General features: G+C 52.2%; 17 protein-coding genes. 8 read left to right on the top strand and 9 right to left on the bottom strand.

Going from position 1 to position 17,777, the window contains the following annotated elements; translation table 11 throughout:
• Positions 1-378 precede the first annotated feature (378 nt).
• From EIZ48_RS22285 to rlmM, 4 genes are read left to right on the top strand one after another with little or no spacing between them, the layout of a single operon-like run.
• Complete coding sequence (locus tag EIZ48_RS22285) at positions 379-1,287, top strand: transcriptional regulator GcvA (RefSeq protein ID WP_160656491.1); 909 nt, start codon at positions 379-381, stop codon at positions 1,285-1,287.
• A complete protein-coding gene (locus EIZ48_RS22280; protein ID WP_160656488.1) occupies positions 1,280-1,966 on the top strand; it encodes an alpha/beta family hydrolase in 687 nt (228 codons plus the stop codon). Before EIZ48_RS22285 ends, EIZ48_RS22280 begins: the two co-directional genes overlap by 8 nt.
• Positions 1,956-2,345: a DUF423 domain-containing protein gene (locus EIZ48_RS22275; protein ID WP_160656485.1), complete on the top strand. Its 390-nt coding sequence runs from the start codon at positions 1,956-1,958 to the stop codon at positions 2,343-2,345. The genes EIZ48_RS22280 and EIZ48_RS22275 overlap by 11 nt, the downstream gene beginning before the upstream one ends.
• Positions 2,346-2,354: 9 nt before the next feature.
• A complete protein-coding gene (gene rlmM / locus EIZ48_RS22270) occupies positions 2,355-3,437 on the top strand; it encodes a 23S rRNA (cytidine(2498)-2'-O)-methyltransferase RlmM (RefSeq protein WP_075762696.1) in 1,083 nt (360 codons plus the stop codon).
• 86 nt (positions 3,438-3,523) lie between these two features.
• Here the strand turns inward: rlmM and xni are convergent, their stop codons facing one another.
• The 5 genes from xni to queF all read right to left on the bottom strand — a co-directional run bounded on the left by xni (position 3,524) and on the right by queF (position 10,944).
• Positions 3,524-4,297 carry a flap endonuclease Xni gene (gene xni / locus EIZ48_RS22265; protein WP_160656482.1) on the bottom strand — a complete coding sequence of 258 codons (774 nt, stop codon included), beginning with the start codon at positions 4,295-4,297 and terminating at the stop codon, positions 3,524-3,526.
• A gap of 109 nt (positions 4,298-4,406) precedes the next feature.
• Complete coding sequence (ppnN, locus tag EIZ48_RS22260) at positions 4,407-5,786, bottom strand: nucleotide 5'-monophosphate nucleosidase PpnN (protein ID WP_075762698.1); 1,380 nt, start codon at positions 5,784-5,786, stop codon at positions 4,407-4,409.
• Positions 5,787-6,021: 235 nt separating this feature from the next.
• A complete protein-coding gene (locus EIZ48_RS22255; RefSeq protein ID WP_160656479.1) occupies positions 6,022-7,581 on the bottom strand; it encodes a diguanylate cyclase in 1,560 nt (519 codons plus the stop codon).
• A gap of 131 nt (positions 7,582-7,712) precedes the next feature.
• On the bottom strand, positions 7,713-9,992 hold the full coding sequence (locus tag EIZ48_RS22250) for a tetratricopeptide repeat-containing diguanylate cyclase (RefSeq protein ID WP_160656476.1): 2,280 nt from the start codon (positions 9,990-9,992) through the stop codon (positions 7,713-7,715).
• Positions 9,993-10,098: 106 nt separating this feature from the next.
• A complete protein-coding gene (gene queF, locus EIZ48_RS22245) occupies positions 10,099-10,944 on the bottom strand; it encodes an NADPH-dependent 7-cyano-7-deazaguanine reductase QueF (RefSeq protein ID WP_160656473.1) in 846 nt (281 codons plus the stop codon).
• Positions 10,945-11,007: 63 nt separating this feature from the next.
• Here queF and syd point away from each other — a divergent pair, with 63 nt between their 5' ends.
• Together syd and EIZ48_RS22235 are read left to right on the top strand one after the other, a co-directional pair.
• Positions 11,008-11,562, top strand: coding sequence for a SecY-interacting protein (gene syd / locus EIZ48_RS22240; protein WP_075762702.1), 555 nt, complete (start codon positions 11,008-11,010; stop codon positions 11,560-11,562).
• A gap of 3 nt (positions 11,563-11,565) precedes the next feature.
• Positions 11,566-12,339, top strand: coding sequence for a Zn-ribbon-containing protein (locus EIZ48_RS22235; RefSeq protein ID WP_160656470.1), 774 nt, complete (start codon positions 11,566-11,568; stop codon positions 12,337-12,339).
• An 84-nt stretch (positions 12,340-12,423) separates the two neighbouring features.
• On the opposite strand, the gene EIZ48_RS22230 is transcribed toward EIZ48_RS22235, so the two are convergent.
• The 4 genes from EIZ48_RS22230 to EIZ48_RS22215 all read right to left on the bottom strand — a co-directional run bounded on the left by EIZ48_RS22230 (position 12,424) and on the right by EIZ48_RS22215 (position 16,548).
• Positions 12,424-12,696, bottom strand: a complete 273-nt coding sequence (locus EIZ48_RS22230) for a hypothetical protein (protein ID WP_160656467.1) — start codon at positions 12,694-12,696, stop codon at positions 12,424-12,426.
• 30 nt (positions 12,697-12,726) lie between these two features.
• The gene (locus EIZ48_RS22225) at positions 12,727-12,957 is read right to left on the bottom strand and encodes a DUF2789 domain-containing protein (RefSeq protein ID WP_075762705.1); all 231 of its coding nucleotides are present in this window, start codon (positions 12,955-12,957) and stop codon (positions 12,727-12,729) included.
• Between the two features lie 2,206 nt (positions 12,958-15,163).
• The gene (locus EIZ48_RS22220) at positions 15,164-15,466 is read right to left on the bottom strand and encodes a DUF3301 domain-containing protein (protein WP_075762706.1); all 303 of its coding nucleotides are present in this window, start codon (positions 15,464-15,466) and stop codon (positions 15,164-15,166) included.
• Between the two features lie 32 nt (positions 15,467-15,498).
• Positions 15,499-16,548, bottom strand: a complete 1,050-nt coding sequence (locus tag EIZ48_RS22215; RefSeq protein WP_160656549.1) for a DUF3549 family protein — start codon at positions 16,546-16,548, stop codon at positions 15,499-15,501.
• Positions 16,549-16,692: 144 nt separating this feature from the next.
• Between EIZ48_RS22215 and EIZ48_RS22210 the strand changes: the two genes are divergently transcribed.
• Together EIZ48_RS22210 and truC are read left to right on the top strand one after the other, a co-directional pair.
• Complete coding sequence (locus EIZ48_RS22210; protein WP_160656464.1) at positions 16,693-17,013, top strand: YqcC family protein; 321 nt, start codon at positions 16,693-16,695, stop codon at positions 17,011-17,013.
• Positions 17,014-17,016: 3 nt separating this feature from the next.
• Positions 17,017-17,757 carry a tRNA pseudouridine(65) synthase TruC gene (gene truC, locus EIZ48_RS22205; RefSeq protein WP_160656461.1) on the top strand — a complete coding sequence of 247 codons (741 nt, stop codon included), beginning with the start codon at positions 17,017-17,019 and terminating at the stop codon, positions 17,755-17,757.
• The last annotated feature ends 20 nt before the right edge of the window (positions 17,758-17,777 follow it).

Genomic DNA, 17,777 nt, shown 5'->3' with positions numbered 1-17,777 from the left:
AATAGAAGGAGGCGATCATGCCATTATTTGCCGTAAGCGCAAGGATTAAGCTTAATTATAATGGTACTGCATCGACGGGGGGAATTGTGCGTAAAAATCGAGGTAAAAAAAAGCACTGCGTTGGGGCGCAGTGCTAACAATAAACTTTGACAGACAGGTCAAAAATACAGGAAGTAAAATTGGTAGATTGACTACCTGTCCGGCACAACCCGGACAATATGCAAACACAACATCGCAACAATGATTGAGGCTTAATTGCCTGAGAGCAAAAAATCAAACCTCCCTCACCGTTGCGTAGCAAATCATATGGTTTATGTAGCACTTGAACAATGGACAATTTATAATGTTTAGCATAAAAAAAACTAATGCAGGAAGACTATGTCGAGACGTTTACCGCCACTAAACTCATTGAAAGTGTTCGAAGCTGCGGCCAGACACCTGAGTTTTACCCGTGCAGCAGAAGAATTATTTGTCACACAAGCTGCTGTAAGCCACCAAATTAAAGCCCTCGAAGAATTTTTGGGGCTCAAATTATTTCGCCGGAGAAACCGTTCCCTACTGCTGACCGAAGAAGGCCAAAGCTACTTCCTCGACATCAAAGACATCTTTTCTGCAATCTCAGATGCCACTGATAAGGTCTTGGAACGCGGCGCAAAAGGAGCGTTAACCATTAGTTTACCTCCGAGTTTTGCGATTCAGTGGCTGGTACCGAGACTGGCGGACTTTAACGAACAGCATCCGGATATCGATGTCCGGATCAAGGCCGTTGATCTGGATGAGGGCTCCCTGACTGATGATGTGGATGTTGCCATCTACTATGGCCGCGGAAACTGGCAGGGACTGCGTGCCGACAAGCTTTACCAGGAGTTCTTGCTGCCGGTGTGTTCGCCGATGTTACTGGCGGGGTCCAAGCCGCTGCGTACCCTGACTGATCTGCAGTACCACACCTTGCTGCATGATACCTCGCGCAAGGAGTGGAAGAACTTTGTCCGCCACCATGAAATTGTCGGCACCAATGTCAATCAGGGGCCTATCTTCAGCCACTCGACCATGGTCCTGCAGGCTGCCGTTCACGGTCAGGGCATAGCCCTTGGCAATAACGTACTGGCGCAGCCCGAGCTGGAAGCCGGCCGTCTGGTGTGTCCGTTTGACGAAGTATTGATGAGCAAGAACGCCTTCTATCTGGTATGCCAGGAGAAACAGGCGGAAACCGGTCGTATCCAGATATTCCGCGACTGGGTGTTGGCTAAGGCGGCACGTGAGCAGGAGGATATGCCGGATGTCTGATACGCCAGTATTGCCGGAGTACCTGGTCAACGAGCCGGAAAGCGGTGAGGCCGTAGCTACATTTTTGTTTGCCCATGGTGCCGGGGCTGGGATGGATCATGAGTTCATGACGGCGATTGCCGAAGGGTTGTCTCAACAGGGGATCCGGGTGGTACGGTTTGACTTTCCGTATATGGTCAAACGCCGGGAAGACGGCAAGAAACGCCCGCCGGATCGCCAGCCTAAGTTGTTGCTCGACTTTCAGCGCCATATTGATACTTTTGCCGATGGCAAGCTGGTAATTGGCGGCAAGTCTATGGGCGGGCGGATGGCCAGTATCATGGTCAGTGATGTCGCGCCGCAATCGCCGGGTGTCGAAAACTGTGCGGCGAAAGTACAGGGTGTAGCCTGCCTGGGCTTTCCTTTCCACCCGCCGGGCAAGCCAGAAAACTATCGTGGCGAGCACCTGAAAGAGGCTGTTTTGCCGACACTCATCCTGCAGGGAGAGCGTGATACGTTCGGCACCCGGGCGGAAGTTGAAGGTTGGGAATATGCCGATTTGGTGTCGGTCGAGTTTCTCCCTGATGGTGATCATAGCTTTAAACCAAGAAAAGCATCAGGCCATACCGAGCAGCAAAACAGGGATCGGACCGTGGCATTGCTGGCGGCGTTTATCAAGGAGTGTGTACATGCAACCTAGCCATTCGTTGCCAAGAATCATTTTACTTTTCGCGACGTTAAGTGGTGCTGTTGTGGTGGTGCTGGGGGCGTTTGCGGCGCATGGCTTAAAAGCACAGTTGGCGCCGTACCTGCTGGACGTGTTCAAAACCGGTGTTCAATATCAGGCCTGGCATAGTCTGGCCTTGCTGGGTTGTGGAATCTGGGCACGCATTATGCCGACAAAAGCGGTATTATACGCAGCCCTGTTTTTTGCAGTGGGTATTTTGCTCTTCAGCGGTAGCCTGTATGCGTTGGCGCTGACGGGGAGCAAATGGTTCGGCCCCATCACGCCAATGGGGGGCATATGTTTTATTATTGGCTGGGTAGCGCTTGCAGTCGCTGCCTGGCGCTCAGCTTGAGGGTTCAAAGTGAATCACGTTATATTGTACTGTCGTCCAGGCTTTGAAAAAGAATGTGCCGGTGAAGTTCAGGACAAAGCAAATAAACTGGAGTTGTATGGTTTTCCTCGGGCGAAAAACAATACCGGTTATGTTGTCTTTGAGTTTTATCAGCAGGGCGATGCCGAGCAGTTCATTAAGTTGCAGCCGTTCTCTTCGCTGATCTTTGCCCGCCAAATGTTCGCGGCGGCCCCTTTATTGACCGATTTGCCGCAGGACGATCGTATCTCGCCGATCCTTGAGGCGGTAGAAGGCTTCCCGCGCTGTGGAGAGCTTCGGGTAGAAACGCCGGATACCAATGAGGCCAAAGAACTGCTGAAGTTCTGCCGTAAGTTTACGGTGCCGCTACGTCAGGTGATGCGCAAGAAAGACATCCTGTATGCAAAAGACAATGCATGGAAGCCGGTGCTGCATATTTGCTTTATCGCCCCGGGCTGCTGTTATGTCGGTTATTCGCTATCGAACAACAACTCGCAGTTCTTTATGGGGATTCCGCGTCTGAAGTTCCCGTCTGATGCGCCAAGCCGTTCGACGCTGAAGCTGGAAGAAGCGTTTCATGTCTTTATTCCACGTGAGGAATGGGACGAGCGTCTGGCTTCCGGAATGTGGGGCGTCGATTTGGGCGCGTGTCCTGGTGGCTGGACCTATCAGCTGGTCAAGCGGTCGATGTTTGTGCATTCGATCGATAATGGCCAGATGGCGCAGAGCCTAATGGATACCGGCCAGGTGAAGCACCATGAAGTGGACGGCTTTAAGTTTGAGCCGGCACGTAAGAACGTTACCTGGATCGTATGTGACATGATTGAAAAACCGGCTCGCGTCGCGCACCTGATGGGAGACTGGATGATCAAGGCGTGGGCCAAAGAGGCGATTTTCAACCTCAAGCTGCCGATGAAGGGCCGTTACGACGAGGTGCTGCAGGATATCGAAAACCTGAAACAGTACATGACGCAGAACGGTGTGAAGTTCAAGCTTCAGGCCAAGCACCTTTACCATGACCGCGAAGAGATCACGGTACATATCCAGCGTCTGGACAATCGCTCGCCACATTAATTGACGGTCTTGTACCTGCTTCAACGACTAGCAAAACGCCATCCTGACGATGGCGTTTTTTGTTTTTAAAGCGAGAGGACATGTTGTTAGTTTGACGGCTGGTAGCGAATATCCTGCAGGTTGAAGCCCAGCTGGAGATCGGTTTTCAGCGAGGCAACCTGTTTGCTGGCGATTGCCGTTTCCCGGTGCCCGTCAACTTTTTTCTGCCACTTGGCCGGCAGATCCTCGGCAGCGAGCACGGCCTCGAGGTTGGGGTATGAAGAGAGTAACTCCACCGCAGCTTTCGGCCCAATGCCCGGGATCCCGGGTATTTTGCTGGAGCTGATCCCTGCCAACCCCCAGTAGTCTGGCAGTTGTTCGGGTTTGACGCCATACTCTTTCTCGATAAACGGGCTGTCGAGCCAGCGTTGCTGGAAGTAATCTCGGATCCGTAGTGTCGGCCGCAGCAGCTGGCAATACCCCTTGTCGGTAGAGACGATGGTCACCTGCTGGCCGCGATCGGCTACTTTGAGCGCCAGCGTTGCTACCAGGTCATCGGCTTCGTCGCCGTCGGATAGCAGCGAGTCAATGCCGATTGTCATAAAGGCATCCTGGATCTCGTCCATCCCCGTCAGCAGTTCAGGCGGCATCGGCTTGCGCCCCTCTTTGTAGTGTGGCAGCAGTTCGGCCCGCCAGCCGCGATCCTCGCCGTGATGATCGAATACTGCAACGATATGCGTGGGCTTGCTACTGTCGATGATCTTGCCCAGCGCCTGGCAGCACACCCGTGCCGTATTGCTAACATCGGGGTCGCCGGGTTGGGCGGCATGGACGCGTCGGATGAGGTTCAGGGCATCAATAACAACAAGATGGATTTGCATAATGGTGGTTAACGTTGATCAAAAAAGGGCCGATACAGGCCCTTTATTGTACGCACTGGATTGTCAGAGTGTAACCGCCGAGTGCCGATTAACGGATAATTTCAGCGAGTTATTTGCCATTGCCGTTCCCGGGAGCAGTGATGATTTCGTAACATGGTACGTAGCGACTTCCCGGCAGCTTCATCCGCTGCTGCTCGACGAAGTTTTTCAGCAGTTTGTCCATCCGCTTCATCAGGGCGATGTCACCGTCGATCTGGAACGGTCCCTTGCGCTCGATCTCCCGGATCCCTTCTTCCTTGACGTTCCCGGCGACGATGCCAGAAAACGCACGGCGTAAATGGGCTGCCAGATGCTCGGGACGTTGGTTCATGTGCAGATCGAGGCTGGCCATCGACTCGTGGGTCGGCTCGAACGGCAGCTGGAACTCCGGCGGGATCTTGAGCGACCAGTTATAGCTGTAGGCATCACCGGTTGCCAGGCGCTGCTCTTTGATCAGCGGCATTGCGGCCTTCATTACCCGGGCAACTTTTGCCGGATCATCAATGATGATTTCGTAATGTTTGGTTGCGGCTTCGCCGAGGGTGTCCTTGATGAAACTATCAAGGGTGCGGAAGTACGGTTCACTCTCTTTCGGACCGGTCAATACCAGCGGCATCGGCTGGCTGGCATTTTCCGGGTGCATCAGGATCCCCAGGATATAGAGCAGCTCTTCGGCAGTACCGGCGCCGCCCGGGAAAATGACAATACCGTGGCCGGCCCGGACAAAGGCCTCCAGACGTTTTTCGATATCCGGCAGGATCACCAGTTCGTTGACAATCGGGTTCGGTGGCTCGGCGGCAATGATGGACGGCTCGGTCAGACCAATAAAGCGGCTTTGCGAATAGCGCTGCTTGGCGTGGCCGATAGCGGCGCCTTTCATTGGCCCTTCCATGGCTCCCGGGCCGCAACCGGTACAGATATTAAGCTCGCGCAGTCCCAGTTCATGGCCGACTTCACGGGTGTACTGGTACTCGACCGGGTTGATCGAGTGGCCGCCCCAGCAGACGACGATATTAGGGTCTTCACCGGAGCGGACGGTCTGGGCGTTGCGCAGTACGCTGAAGACAAAGTTGGTGATGTGCGGTGCGCTGGTCAGGTTGATGTCGTTGCGCTGTTTGACGTGCATATTGACGTAGACGATATCCCGCAGTACCGCGAACATATGTTCCTGGATACCGCGAATGATCCGACCGTCGACAAAGGCATGCTCGGGTGGATTCATTAGTTCGAGTTTGATCCCGCGCTCCCTGCGCATGACGTTGACATCAAAGCTTTTGTGCTTCTCCAGAAGCTCCTTGGAGTTGTCGGTATGGCTGCCTGAGTTGAGCACGGCCAGCGAACAGTTGCGATACAAGCGGTACAACTCACTGGATGCCGTTGCCTTCAGGCGGTCTACTTCCAGCTGTGAGAGTAGATCCATGGCACCGACAGGACTGATATGAGTAATCATGGTTACCTCCCTGGTCACGATGAAACGGCTTTACTCACGCTGTTCTGATTTTTATGGAAGAGTAAGTAAGCAGAGCCGGAGAGAGAAAATCTCAGAGGTGTTTTTAAGGCACTCACATTGTTGCGTATGTTCCTTAAAAATCAGTCTGTTAATTCACCATACACAGGGATCCGTGATTTGACCAGAAATTGATGTGACAGATGTTGGGTGGATGTGAGTTTTTAGTTATAAAGGGCTAGGAGATCCATAGCATGCGGTTACGGCCGGTACTTTTGGCACTGAACATCGCCTTGTCGGTCCGCTCGATAATGTCGGTCGGGGTGTCATTGCCGTCGAACAGGGTGGCACCGATGGAGACGCTGATAGAGACATTTTGATCCCGGAAACGGAAAGGTAGCTGGACAATGGTCTCACGGATTTTGCTGAGACACTTGTTACGCTCTTCTTCGTTGGTATCAGGGAGAATGATCATAAACTCGTCGTCACCGAAGCGGGCGATAAAGTCGGTATCTGTCAGCGTCTGGCGGATGGTCCGCGCAATAATCTTCAGGACCTTATCGCCGGCAAGGTGGCCGTAGCTGTCATTGATCTCTTTAAAGTGGTCAATGTCGATCATCGCCACACAGACCGGGTGCTGATAGCGCAGCCAGCGGCGGTACTCATGCTCGAGGCGATCGTTAAGGGCGGCGCGGTTGTAGACCCGGGTGAGGTTATCAAGGAACATCTTCCGTTCCTGATCATTGAGCCGGCGACGGAAGTCCTGAGTCTGTTCAAAGAGGTTATTGATCTTATTTTCGTTAAAGCCCAGCTGTTCAATCAGCGCTCTTTCGCGCTTCTCGAGGGCCTTGTTGCGCTCGGCCAGTACCAGCAGCTCCTTGGTAAGCTCGGTAAGTGTTGGCCGCCAGTGCTCCAGGTTCTTCTGCTCGCTGAGTCCCTGGCGAATAGAGGTCGCTAAATCGGCCAGCTCGGAGGTCATTTCGCTGCGGTGTTCGTAGATCGCCTCGCTTTGGCCGACACTCTGGTTGGTGGTTTTCTGCAACGTTGCCAAGTCGCTGTTTACACTGTCGAGAAACTGCTGGGATGAACGGCGCTCCTGGCGTGTGCCGTCAAGGACCAGGCGCAAGACTTCCAGAGACAGTTCAATCAGGTTTTGTGGTGTTGCACCGATCAGAAGCTGGTTGCGAATACTCAGCAGCTTGTCACCGGCCTCGCCGTCAAAGTCGAGCTCGGTGATCAGACGCTGTAGCTCGCTGGTCAGTTGCAGCAGCAGGTCATGATCCAGGTTATCTTTCATCACCATGGCTTCACTGGACACGGCCATGAGCTTGAGCGCGCGCTCGTACAGCTCCAAAATACGGATGACCTGCTTGTGGGTCTGGGCCAGTGTCTCAGAAGGCTGGCCAAGCAAGTTACGCAGTTCCCTTTTTAGCTGGGCCGGCAAGCCGTGCACGCGTTTCAGGGTTTCGCCGCTTTGCCCAATCTGTTGTTCGAGTCGCTGGGTTTCTGTTTCGGTAAAGTTGGCCTGACGAGTGACAAGGCGCTCAATAATCGCTAAGCGGGGGATAAGTTTGCTGACATCCTTGTGTTGCTCCAGTTCGGAACGCAACTCGGCAAGCTTGTGGTCGAGCTCGCTATCGAGCCCGCGGCAGGCAACAGACAAACGACTGATCAAACGCTTGAGTATCACTATTTCGCGACGAGACTTCAGGGAAGCATCGCGATAGGATAATTGAGCTTGGTCCAAACGTAGTCTCAATTTACTCACTTCAGAGACTACGGCGTTTATATCAGTCACGTTGTAGAAAAATTACCTTTCAGATGGGGCCCTTTCTTATCAGCACGTTAGCTTTCGGGCGACGAAATATGCTAGCAAAAAAGGTCGAACAATTCATTGTTATCGGCGAATTGGCGGATAACTGCAGCAGTCTAAATGATATTTTTGTCAGAATCGTGATCATTATTCCAGATGATGTCATAGGTTGACGAGCTCTGTACTTTGACTAACCCATTGTCAATGCCCTGCAAACAGGCCTTGCGGATATTATCACTGGCAAAACTGGCTGCCGGCGCTGCATCGATTGCACTGAGATGAACCCATTGGCTGCCGGGCTCTTTTTTGCTGATCAGGCGGGCGGCATTGGCTGCCATGAGCAGGATATCCAGCAGTTCATGGTCGTTAATCGCCGTATAGGCTCTGGGCAGGAAGGGGTATTCCGCCATGCCGATACGTACCCGGTTGTCAATTTGGCGATTGTCCAGAAAGTTATCGATTAACTGCTGGATCGATCCTGCCAGCTGGTCCGGTGCGGTATCAAGACGTGAATTCGGCTCGATATACAAGAACATGGCATCGGAGAAGTGGTACAGGCGGGCGGGCTCGCAGACCTGCTCCTTGAGGTATTCACCGAACTGGCGCTCGATTTCCAGCCCTTTCTGGTAACCATGCTCGAGATAAATGTGCTTGAGGAAGGGCACCTCGAACAGGGCAAAACGTAGCCTGTCGCTAAGCGGCTCGTTGATGATTTCACCCAGGTGCCACTGCTCAAAGTTGGCACTGCTTTGCTGCAGGGAGTTAGGCAGGCGGGCGGTGAGCATGCGCAGGTTGCGCAATCCGCTTCTCGGGTGGGTGTAAAACTCGGTCCGCAGGCGCATCAGGCGTGTTTGCAGTTGCTTGGCAACGCGGTGGCGGCGCAGCAGAACAATCAGGATAACCAGAATAAAGCTGAGCAGGAAAATGGTGACGTTTTTCTGTTTGTACAGGGCTTTCTCGCTTTCGAACCGTTGCCGTTCCATTTCTTCCAGCTGTAACGATCGCTCCAGCATACGCTGCTGTTGCTTGAACACCTCGACATTGCTTTTGACCTGATCCTCCTGTTTGCTCGAAAACAGCTGTTCATAGCGTCGCTGGCTGAGCAGGGCATTGTAATAGTCATTTTGTTGCTCAAACGCTGCCGAGAGTACGATTTCGCCCATTAACTGCAAATCCAGATCGCCAAGTCTGCTGGCGGCGATCAATCCTGACTGCAGGGTTGAAACCGCTCTTTCGGTTCGGCCTTCTGCCAGTTCCAGCTTGCCTTGCAGGATCTGCGCCTCGGCCTGGATTGCCTCGTTGTTGCTCAAGGTGGCCAACTGGCGGGTATGTTGCAGGTACTGCTCGGCTTTGGGGTAGTTGTAGAGCTGCAGGTATACCCGGGCAATATTCAGGCGCAGACGAGCCGAGCGGATATCATGCTTGAGCTGGTTTTCCTGATCCAGGGCGTTGAAGTAGTGGACAAGGGCAAGGTTGAACCGTCCCTGCTGCTCGTAGATCGAAGCGATAAGAGCCAGTGTTTTTGCCAGCGGCAGTGTCTGGTTGAAGTGCTCGAAAAACTCGCCGGCCTGGGTGGCGTGCTCAAGAGCCTTGTCAAAGACCTTGCGCTGTTCAAAGAGGTTGGCGAGTTCGAAGTTGGCTCGGGCAACCTTGGCGCTATCTTCCTGTTCGACGGCCAGCCAGTAGCCTCCCAGCAGCCGGTCGAGGGCCAGATCGAAGTGGCGGTGCTCGAGGTAATGGTGTCCGATAGTGAGCTGGTAGTTAATGACCTCGCTGCTGTCATCAAGATTCATCAGGTAGCGTTTGGCCTTGATAAATAGCTTTTCGGCCTTGTTCTCGTCGTCGAGGTGGGATTCGATGATCGCCCGCTGCAACAGCGATTGGTACTGCAGTATCTTGACCTGTTTGGTGAGTTGAAGGGCTTTGGACTGTTCAATCTCTTTATCGACCTGATCCAGCATTCTCAGTGCCGTGGCACTGTTTTTCAGGTTATCCCAGTAAATCCGGGCGTGAATAAGCCGGGTTTCGAGGGTGGTAAAAGACAGATCGTTTTCGGCCGCTAGCTTTTCTGCTTTTTTGACGGTATTGATTGCCTCTTCCGGCAGGTTGAGCAGCGAGAAGGCCCTGGCCTGAATTTGCAAGGCGTTGATGGTGTTCAAAGGGGTCCGGACGGTATGATCGGTTTCGTCATTGACATGGACACGGGACAGCTCTTTGGGATCGCTGAGGCGGCGCTGGTCGAGATAGCGGGTGGTCATCTCAAGGGATTTGTCCGGGCTGGTTTGAAGCAGCTCATTGGCATCAGCCAAAATTGGCGTGGTATAAATTTTCGCATTTGCAGTAAAGGACGTCGCGAGGATCACCAGCAGTCCTACCAGCCAACGGCTTAGACACATACTTATTCTTAAACCCAAAAAAACAGTAGGTCTTAATATTACTGGCTTGGTGAATCAAGTCCAGCAAAGTACACGTTTTTGCTGGACTTATTCTATCTAGACGGGGTTACTGTCGAGCGAGACGGAAGTTGTTGCTCGGCGTTTTGCCCTGATTGGTACGGTACGGGTTGATATCCAGACCGCCGCGGCGGGTGTAGCGGGCATAAACCGTCAGCAGCTCCGGCTGGCAGTATTTCATCAGGTCGGTGAAGATACGCTCGACACACTGCTCGTGAAATTCGTTATGGTTACGGAAAGAGATCAGGTAACGAAGTAGCTTTTCGCGATTGATCTTTTTGCCCTTGTACGAAATTCTCACGCTGCCCCAGTCCGGCTGACTGGTGATCAGGCAGTTGGACTTGAGCAGGTGGCTGTTCAGCTCTTCGCTGACAATGTCGCCCTCGGCAGCGCCTTCCAGGTAGCCAGGCTTGAACTCATAGTCGGCAATCTCGATATCCTGGTTGTCGATACACTCGCCGGTAAAGTTGACAATCGGCTGGTTGTTGAAGTCTTCCAGCGGCTGGATCGTGACATCGACGTCGGCACCGGCGCAGGCGGTAAGATCTTTTTGCAAGGTATCTGCGATGTCTTGCCAGCTGGCAAAGCGGGTTTGGTTAAAGCTATTGAGGTAGAGCTTGAATGATTTGGACTCAATCAGGTTCGTGCTGGATGCCGGAAGGCGGACTTCACCGATAGCGACTTGCGGCAAGCCTTTGCTATTGAGCCAGGAGAGCTCATACAGTGTCCAGATATCATAGCCGGTAAACGGTAGGTCATCTCCCAGCGCTAAATCGTCACGGTTTAGGCTTCGTGGTACCGGCTGAAGTAACGATGGGTCATACTGATCTTTATACTCGGTGCTCTGACCGAGTGTTAAGCCGGCTAATTCTTTAGCGTCTTTATATTTGCTCATACTGTCCTGGACACACTTGGATTAGAATATGCGAAGTGTACTTAATCTTTAATGAGGTTGCGAATGAATCATCCTGTTGCGGTCGCTTTATCTGACTTTTCGTCCCGTTTTTTGCAGGCCTGGCGTGATGCCGGTCAAGGTTTTCCCCGGAGCGAGGATTTAGTTGGGCTGGAATCGCCATGTGTTGAAACCGATTCTGGTTATGAAGTGACCTGGAAGCCTGTCGCGCGCGAGCCGATGGGGGATCTCTCCGGGGTAGAAAAAGGGATCGAGCTTCGCCTCCATGAAGATATCAGTGTTTTTTACGGCGCACAGTTCAGTGGCGATATGGCCGCCCGGTTCCGTGAGCTGGAATTTGACCTGCTGCAGGTATTTAGTGAAGACGACAGCCTGCGCCTGCAGGAGAATATTCTGGGCCATCTGGTTATGCAGCGCCGCCTGAAGCTCAAGCCGACAGTCTTTATCGGGGCGCTGGAGGCGGAGGAACAGGTGATCTCTATCTGCAACCTGACCGGACAGGTGATTTTGGAAACCCTGGGCAAGACGACTCGCGATGTATTGGCGGCAGATGTCGAAACCTTCCTGCAGCAGTTAGAACCGGTTGTAAGAGAGTGCTGATTTATGTTTGTTGTTGAGTTGCAATTCGAGTGTTTTGACAATACGACCGTCTCTGCGGTTGATATGGCGGTGAATGGCCTGCTGGATGCCCTGCGCTACAACGGTCAGGTATTGGGACGTGAATTCCCTATTGTGATGGATGAGGGCGTGTTTCGGGTACGTGTTGTCTGCCCTGAGCAAGATAGCTTGCATCCTCAGTTCCACAGCGACCATGTGAAAGCCTGTATTAAGCGTCTGAGCCAGGCCAGCTTGCTTGCGCCCAAAGTCAAAGTACTGGGACGGGATATAAACTCCGAAGCCGCCGCTGAGAATTTCTCGCCGTCCTGGCAGGTTATTTATACCACCTATGTTCATACCTGTTCGCCGCTTCGGTGCGGTGAAACGCTGATGCCTATCCCGCTGTATCGGATAGCCCCGACGCTCAACGGCGATCATAAAGCCGTGGTGAAGTGGCAGACTGAGTGGCAGGCCTGCGACGAAATTCAAATGGCCGGTGGTTGCCAGGCTGAACATGCTGCGCTGCATGAGATCCGTGATGTTGACAGTGACTTGTTCCGACGCGGGTGGGATTTGCGTGGCCGTATTGAATATATCACCAAGATCCCGACTTACTACTACCAATATCAAGTTGGCGGACTGAGCCTGAATGACGAGAAAACGCGCCCGTGTCCGCAATGTGGCGGGGAATGGCATCTTGAAGAGCCCCTGCACGGGATTTTTCATTTTAAATGCGAAGAATGCCGAATCGTCTCCAACCTTTCCTGGGACTTTCAATAAGCGCGAAGGCGTATAACAAAGTCAGGGCATTGAATGTGCCCTGACTTTAGATTGATTCTTCTTGCAATGTTGAAAGAAGTAAGGCTAGTGCTGTTCCAGTTGCTCGATTCTTGTCGTCAGAGCCGCGACCTGCTCTTCCAACTGCTTGATACGTTCCTCCTGGCTTAAAGGGGGAGCGCTTTTTTCTATCTTGGGAACTTTGGCATTTTTCTTCCAGGCTTGCAGCGCCTTGATAATGAGCGGCATGGGTAACGGCTCGGCAAGGCGGGATTTGATCAGAGCCACTGACGGTTCTTTTCCTTCGGCGATCAGTGACTCGATAGCTTGTTCCAGGGCCTGGGTAATTTCTGACGACATAACGCTTCCTGACGTTGTTGAGACTGACGCTTATTTTCGTAGCAAAGCATCCAACTGATCAATCACTTCGCACCAGTCCGCATCTTGATCCTGGGATTCTTTGATAAAACGTTTCTGAGAGGGCTGCCAGAAGCTGGCTTCTGAGAGCTGCTCGTGTTGGTCGAGGTGGTGCTCGTTTAGAAAAGATTCAATAAACTCCTTGGAACTGTTCATACCCAGTTGGCTGAAGAGGCTAGACAGGTTGTGGTTAAAGGTTTCCATCGCTCACTCCGTCGAAAATAATGTTATTGATCGTTGACGTCCACTTACTTGAGATAAGTATAGAATTATATCTGCTGTGCTTGTGCGAGATCTCTTACAAAGGCGTAGGAGATACGTGAGATATGGTGGTGGTAATATTGTAGCGTGTTTTCTTAAGTTGTTGTTTTATTTAAGTTATTTGTTTTGTGGCTGTTTTAGGGCAAAGTTCGGGCATCGATCATTTCGCTGATACGGCGTTGTTCTGCGGTGAGGAAAGCGTAATATAAACCCTGTCGGAAGGAACTGACGGAACGGAACAGGAACAAAGCCAAGGAGTTTGGCAGTCTCAGGAAGAGACCGGTGTATCAGGATGATATATCGAACAAGGACTGTGAAGGGAACACCGAAGGAATCGGTAACAGCAGGCAGGATGTTTGCTGGTCAGGATGACACAAGGACCACTTCAGGATGAAGTCAGGGACACCTCCAGGATGGATGAAGAGAGTCGGGACAGGATGTGCTGACGGGTCAGGAGACCGAAGGACAACTTCAGGACGAAGAATACAAGGAATATGCTGACGGATTACAGCAATTCAACGGAATGATGCAGGGAGCACCATAGTAGCGGGACTGCTGCAAGTAAGACCTAAGGGCGCGACGCAAGTCGCGCCCGCTCTTTTTTGTGTGCTCTACACAGTCCATTTATATATCTTCTGCTCTAAACCACTGAACCATTTCTCTATCGAATAACGTTCATCCCTTATTGAGATATCTCGCAATATTCGTCTTATTTTTATCGTGAATGATAGATTCATAGATAATTAATTTGTTTATGGCTGGTTGGGTAAATTTTTCTACCAATGAAATCGTTTGCTGGATATGCCCTACTGTGCTTGTGAGAGATCTCTTACAACGGTGTGGGAAATGGTGGTTTTACGCTGTCCCATATGGCTATGTTAAATAAATTAAACTCAATAAATTCAGTTGCTTGTGATTGTTGCATATCTGTCTTGTTTTTTTCAGGTTGAAAGTGTGAATTCCGCCATATTGCTTGGCCGTATAAAGCGCGTAATATTGTCTGTGTCGAAGGGATACGACATAACGGATTGAAGAAGTTGCAGGATGTGACTTACCTCAGGATGAGGAGAGCCGGCGCGGATAGCCAGCTCACCAGGGTGGTACAGGATACGACAAGGATTGCGACAGTAGACGGGATGTCTGCTGGTCAGGATGACATAAGGACCCCTTCAGGACGAAGGCAAGGACACCTCCGGGACGGAGGCTTAAAGGATTCACTTCAGGACGAAGTTAGGGACACCTCCAGGTAAGGAAGAGAGAGTCGGAACAGGATGCTTCGACGGGTCAGGGAACTACCGAAGGACACCTCTGGGATAGAGGATAGGGATTACCGTTAAAGGACATAGCGTTTCCAGGATGGATGCAGGGAGCACCTCAGTAGCAGGACGGCTGCAAGTAAGACCTAAGGGCGTGACGAGAGTCACGCCCGTTCTTTTTTGGGCGCTATATACCCAGTACTATGGTTTCAATCAGCTTCGAGCAGAAGTATCCACGGCTTCTATTTCTGTTATCTCATACTCCATTTCTTGCCGCTTAATCGATTACCTCTATTCCCCCGTCACCGTGTGAGAGATCTCTTACAAAGCTGTGGGATAAAAAGGAGAAATCAGTAGGCTGATAACTCTGCTTTGCTCTTAAGTTTTTGATTTGTAACGATTGTTATGTGGGTGGGGCAAAATCTGATAGGGACGGCCAGAAATATTATTTTCAGCTGTGGTTCATTTCTTAGCGGGTTGGCGTAATCTTAATGGTGTCGGAAGGAACTGACGGAACGGAACAGGAAAAAGCCAAGGAGTTTGGCAGTCTCAGGAAGAGACCGGTGTATCAGGACGGTATATCGAACATGGACTGTGAAGGGAACGCCGAAGGAATCGGTTTTAGCAAGCAGGACGTTTGCTGGTCAGGATGACACAAGGACCACTTCAGGATGAAGTCAGGGACACCTCCAGGACGGATGAAGAGAGTCAGGACAGGATGTGCTGATGGGTCAGGAGACCGAAGGACAACTTCAGGACGAAGAATACAAGGAATATGCTGACGGATTACAGCAATTCAACGGAATGATGCAGGGAGCACCGTAGTAGCGGGAGTGCTGCAAGTAAGACCTAAGGGCGCGACGCAAGTCGCGCCCGTTCTTTTTTGGGGCATTTTATTCCGGCATATGGTGCGGCGGAACATGAAAATGCATCGCACGAAAGCCTTTCATCACCACATAGCCTTGGTAGGCATCCTGCCCGCTGGCTGAGAACTCAAACCAGTACACCGTATGCCAGTTCCATTTTCCTTTCTTATCCTTGAGCTTATGTGATCCCCTGGCAATAGTGAGTAACTGCAGCCCCAGGTTTTCGCACCGCTGTTCGATAAAACGCTGGGCGAATTCTGTCTGGCGACGTTGTTGCCAGTACAGGTATCCAAATAGAGCCAGCGTCAAAATACCCAGTAAGTTATCCATTTCCTACTTATTCCTGTTAGTGCATAGCTTGATCACGCTTGTCCACGGGCATGCTGTTGTAGCTTGGCAATGGCTGCGACCAAAGCGGGGTTTGCCTGACCGTGCAGTACCTGGAGCATGATCCCCCGCAGTACCGGCAGCATTACCAAGTCGGCAAACAACTGGTTAAACAAGGTTTGGTCCTCGGTTTCTGCCAGTCGCTGTAAAAATAGGCTGGCAATCTCAGTATCTGCGAGGCCATTCCAGCAGCGACCGGTGATGGCCACCAGGATCTCAGGGTGGCACAGCGCTGGTGCGGCAAGCAGATGTTTTAGCTGCTGGCTAAGCAGGGCATTGTCGCTGCCGGATAGCGCGCGGATCAGTGCGGCGATCAGAAACAGATCCGGCTCGGGCTGAGCGGCTTCGCCGTTGAGGCGCTCGATAATTCGCTGGCTGAGACTCTCAGGGAGATCACAATGCTCCAGACAGCCAAGCAAGGCGTAAAGAGGTGTCATTGGCAGGTTGGCCAGCGCCTTGCGTAGCAGGGTACTGTTATTTTCCTGTTTCATGCGGGCGCAAACGTCTGCCAGCCCCTGCAGGCCAACACCTTGCCATTGCTCCCAGCCGAGATCGCCGGTCAGGTAATGCTGGGCATGTTCGTAATACTGGCTGGCCGGCAAGGCAAGCTGGTGACGCAGATGCGCATGGAAGATGGCCATCTTGTCGTCATTGGGCTTGAAGGTGTATGGATTGGCCGCCAGTTTTTCCTGCTCTTCTTCGGTTGGCGTGCTGTTTAGTGTTGCCCCCATTGCCTCGATGACATATTTGATAAAGTCCCCTACGGCGGCCTGTTTCAGTAAGCCTCTTTCATCAAGCGGCAGGCGCAGGAACCAAATCCACGGCGGGTTGCCTTGCTGCCAGAACGAAATGGACAGATGAGCATGCTGTTGCAGTGGCCATGGATAGGGTTGGCGGTTATCTTCGACGGCCTTAAATTGATTGATATCGATTTCGCTGACGCGACGGCCAAGATCATAGATTTTATACTGGCAACCAGCATTATCCAGTAGTTGGGTCAGGGTATGAAATTTATCCATGGACATCATGTTTACTCCTCAATGGTGCCCTGATTATATACCGAAGCGCCCTCAAGATGCTTGGGTATATGGACTCCGAAATTTAGATGGTATCCTTGCCCGCTTCATTGTTCCGTTTGGGATAGGCAGTTTCTTCGAGGGAGGATAGCGATGGACAGATACCATCAGACCCAACAGTTGCTGGAGCGGCTTGAAAGCGTCATGCGGGAGGCGGAGATTTGGGAGAGCAAGTCTCCGAGCGCCGCGGCATTGGCCAGTACCGAACCTTTTGCCATTGATACGCTGAGCTGCGGCCAGTGGCTGCAGTGGATTTTTATTCCCAGAATGAAACAACTGGTGGCGCGCAACGCAGCACTACCGACACAGTTTGAAATTTCCCCTTATGTGGAAGAGGCCATGAAGGAGCAGCAGGGCAGCATGGCTGTACTGACTGTTACCCGTGAATTAGACCACCTGTTCAGAGCAAAATAACCGATGGAATTAGAAATACTTTATCAGGACCAGTACTTGGTTGCGGTCAACAAACCTGCCGGGATGCTGGTGCATCGCTCGTGGCTTGACCGCCATGAAACACGGTTTGTCATGCAGACATTGCGAGATCAGATTGGTCAGCATGTCTTCCCGCTCCATCGTCTGGACCGCCCGACATCGGGTGTACTGTTGTTTGCGCTGTCGAGCGAGATCGCCGCGCTGATGATGCCCAAATTTGCCGGACGGGATATTCACAAAACCTACCATGCGGTTGTACGCGGCTGGGTGAAGGAAGCTGCCGTGCTGGATTACCCGCTGAAGGAAGAGCTGGATAAAATTGCCGACAAGGATGCGGATCAGGACAAGGAAGCCCAGCCAGCTGTTACCGCCTATGCGCCCTTGGCGAAGGTTGAAACAGATATTCCTGTCGGCCGCTATGCGACCAGCCGTTATACCCTGGTTGAAATGAAGCCGGAGACTGGACGTAAGCACCAGCTGCGCCGCCACATGCATCACCTGAGCCATCATATCATCGGGGACGTTAATCATGGCGATGGCCGTCATAACCGGATGTTCCGTGAGAACTATGATTGTCGCCGGTTGATGCTGCACGCCTCGAGGTTGCAGCTTGAGCACCCTGTCACTGCTGAGTCGCTCGATATTCGGGCCGGTACCGATGAGGCCTGGAACCGGGTTATGACAGCATTTGAGTGGCCGGTGACCTTGATGGTCCCCAGCTCCTAGCGACTGGCATTTGATGGGTT

This window comes from Photobacterium alginatilyticum (assembly GCF_009910675.1).
In the GTDB taxonomy this organism is placed as follows: Bacteria; Pseudomonadota; Gammaproteobacteria; order Enterobacterales; family Vibrionaceae; genus Photobacterium; species Photobacterium alginatilyticum.
Note: the sequence above shows the minus strand (reverse complement) of the source record. Positions and strands in the feature narration are given on the sequence as shown.

Coding starts and splice junctions, on each gene's coding strand:
- EIZ48_RS22250 (WP_160656476.1), bottom strand. CDS start 9,992: ATGTGTCTAAGCCGTTGGCTGGTAGGACTGCTGGTGATCCTCGCGACG.
- EIZ48_RS22230 (WP_160656467.1), bottom strand. CDS start 12,696: ATGTCGTCAGAAATTACCCAGGCCCTGGAACAAGCTATCGAGTCACTG.
- syd (WP_075762702.1), top strand. CDS start 11,008: ATGAATCATCCTGTTGCGGTCGCTTTATCTGACTTTTCGTCCCGTTTT.
- EIZ48_RS22210 (WP_160656464.1), top strand. CDS start 16,693: ATGGACAGATACCATCAGACCCAACAGTTGCTGGAGCGGCTTGAAAGC.
- queF (WP_160656473.1), bottom strand. CDS start 10,944: ATGAGCAAATATAAAGACGCTAAAGAATTAGCCGGCTTAACACTCGGT.
- EIZ48_RS22220 (WP_075762706.1), bottom strand. CDS start 15,466: ATGGATAACTTACTGGGTATTTTGACGCTGGCTCTATTTGGATACCTG.
- truC (WP_160656461.1), top strand. CDS start 17,017: ATGGAATTAGAAATACTTTATCAGGACCAGTACTTGGTTGCGGTCAAC.
- EIZ48_RS22280 (WP_160656488.1), top strand. CDS start 1,280: ATGTCTGATACGCCAGTATTGCCGGAGTACCTGGTCAACGAGCCGGAA.
- EIZ48_RS22275 (WP_160656485.1), top strand. CDS start 1,956: ATGCAACCTAGCCATTCGTTGCCAAGAATCATTTTACTTTTCGCGACG.
- xni (WP_160656482.1), bottom strand. CDS start 4,297: ATGCAAATCCATCTTGTTGTTATTGATGCCCTGAACCTCATCCGACGC.
- EIZ48_RS22235 (WP_160656470.1), top strand. CDS start 11,566: ATGTTTGTTGTTGAGTTGCAATTCGAGTGTTTTGACAATACGACCGTC.
- EIZ48_RS22225 (WP_075762705.1), bottom strand. CDS start 12,957: ATGGAAACCTTTAACCACAACCTGTCTAGCCTCTTCAGCCAACTGGGT.
- EIZ48_RS22215 (WP_160656549.1), bottom strand. CDS start 16,548: ATGTCCATGGATAAATTTCATACCCTGACCCAACTACTGGATAATGCT.
- EIZ48_RS22285 (WP_160656491.1), top strand. CDS start 379: ATGTCGAGACGTTTACCGCCACTAAACTCATTGAAAGTGTTCGAAGCT.
- ppnN (WP_075762698.1), bottom strand. CDS start 5,786: ATGATTACTCATATCAGTCCTGTCGGTGCCATGGATCTACTCTCACAG.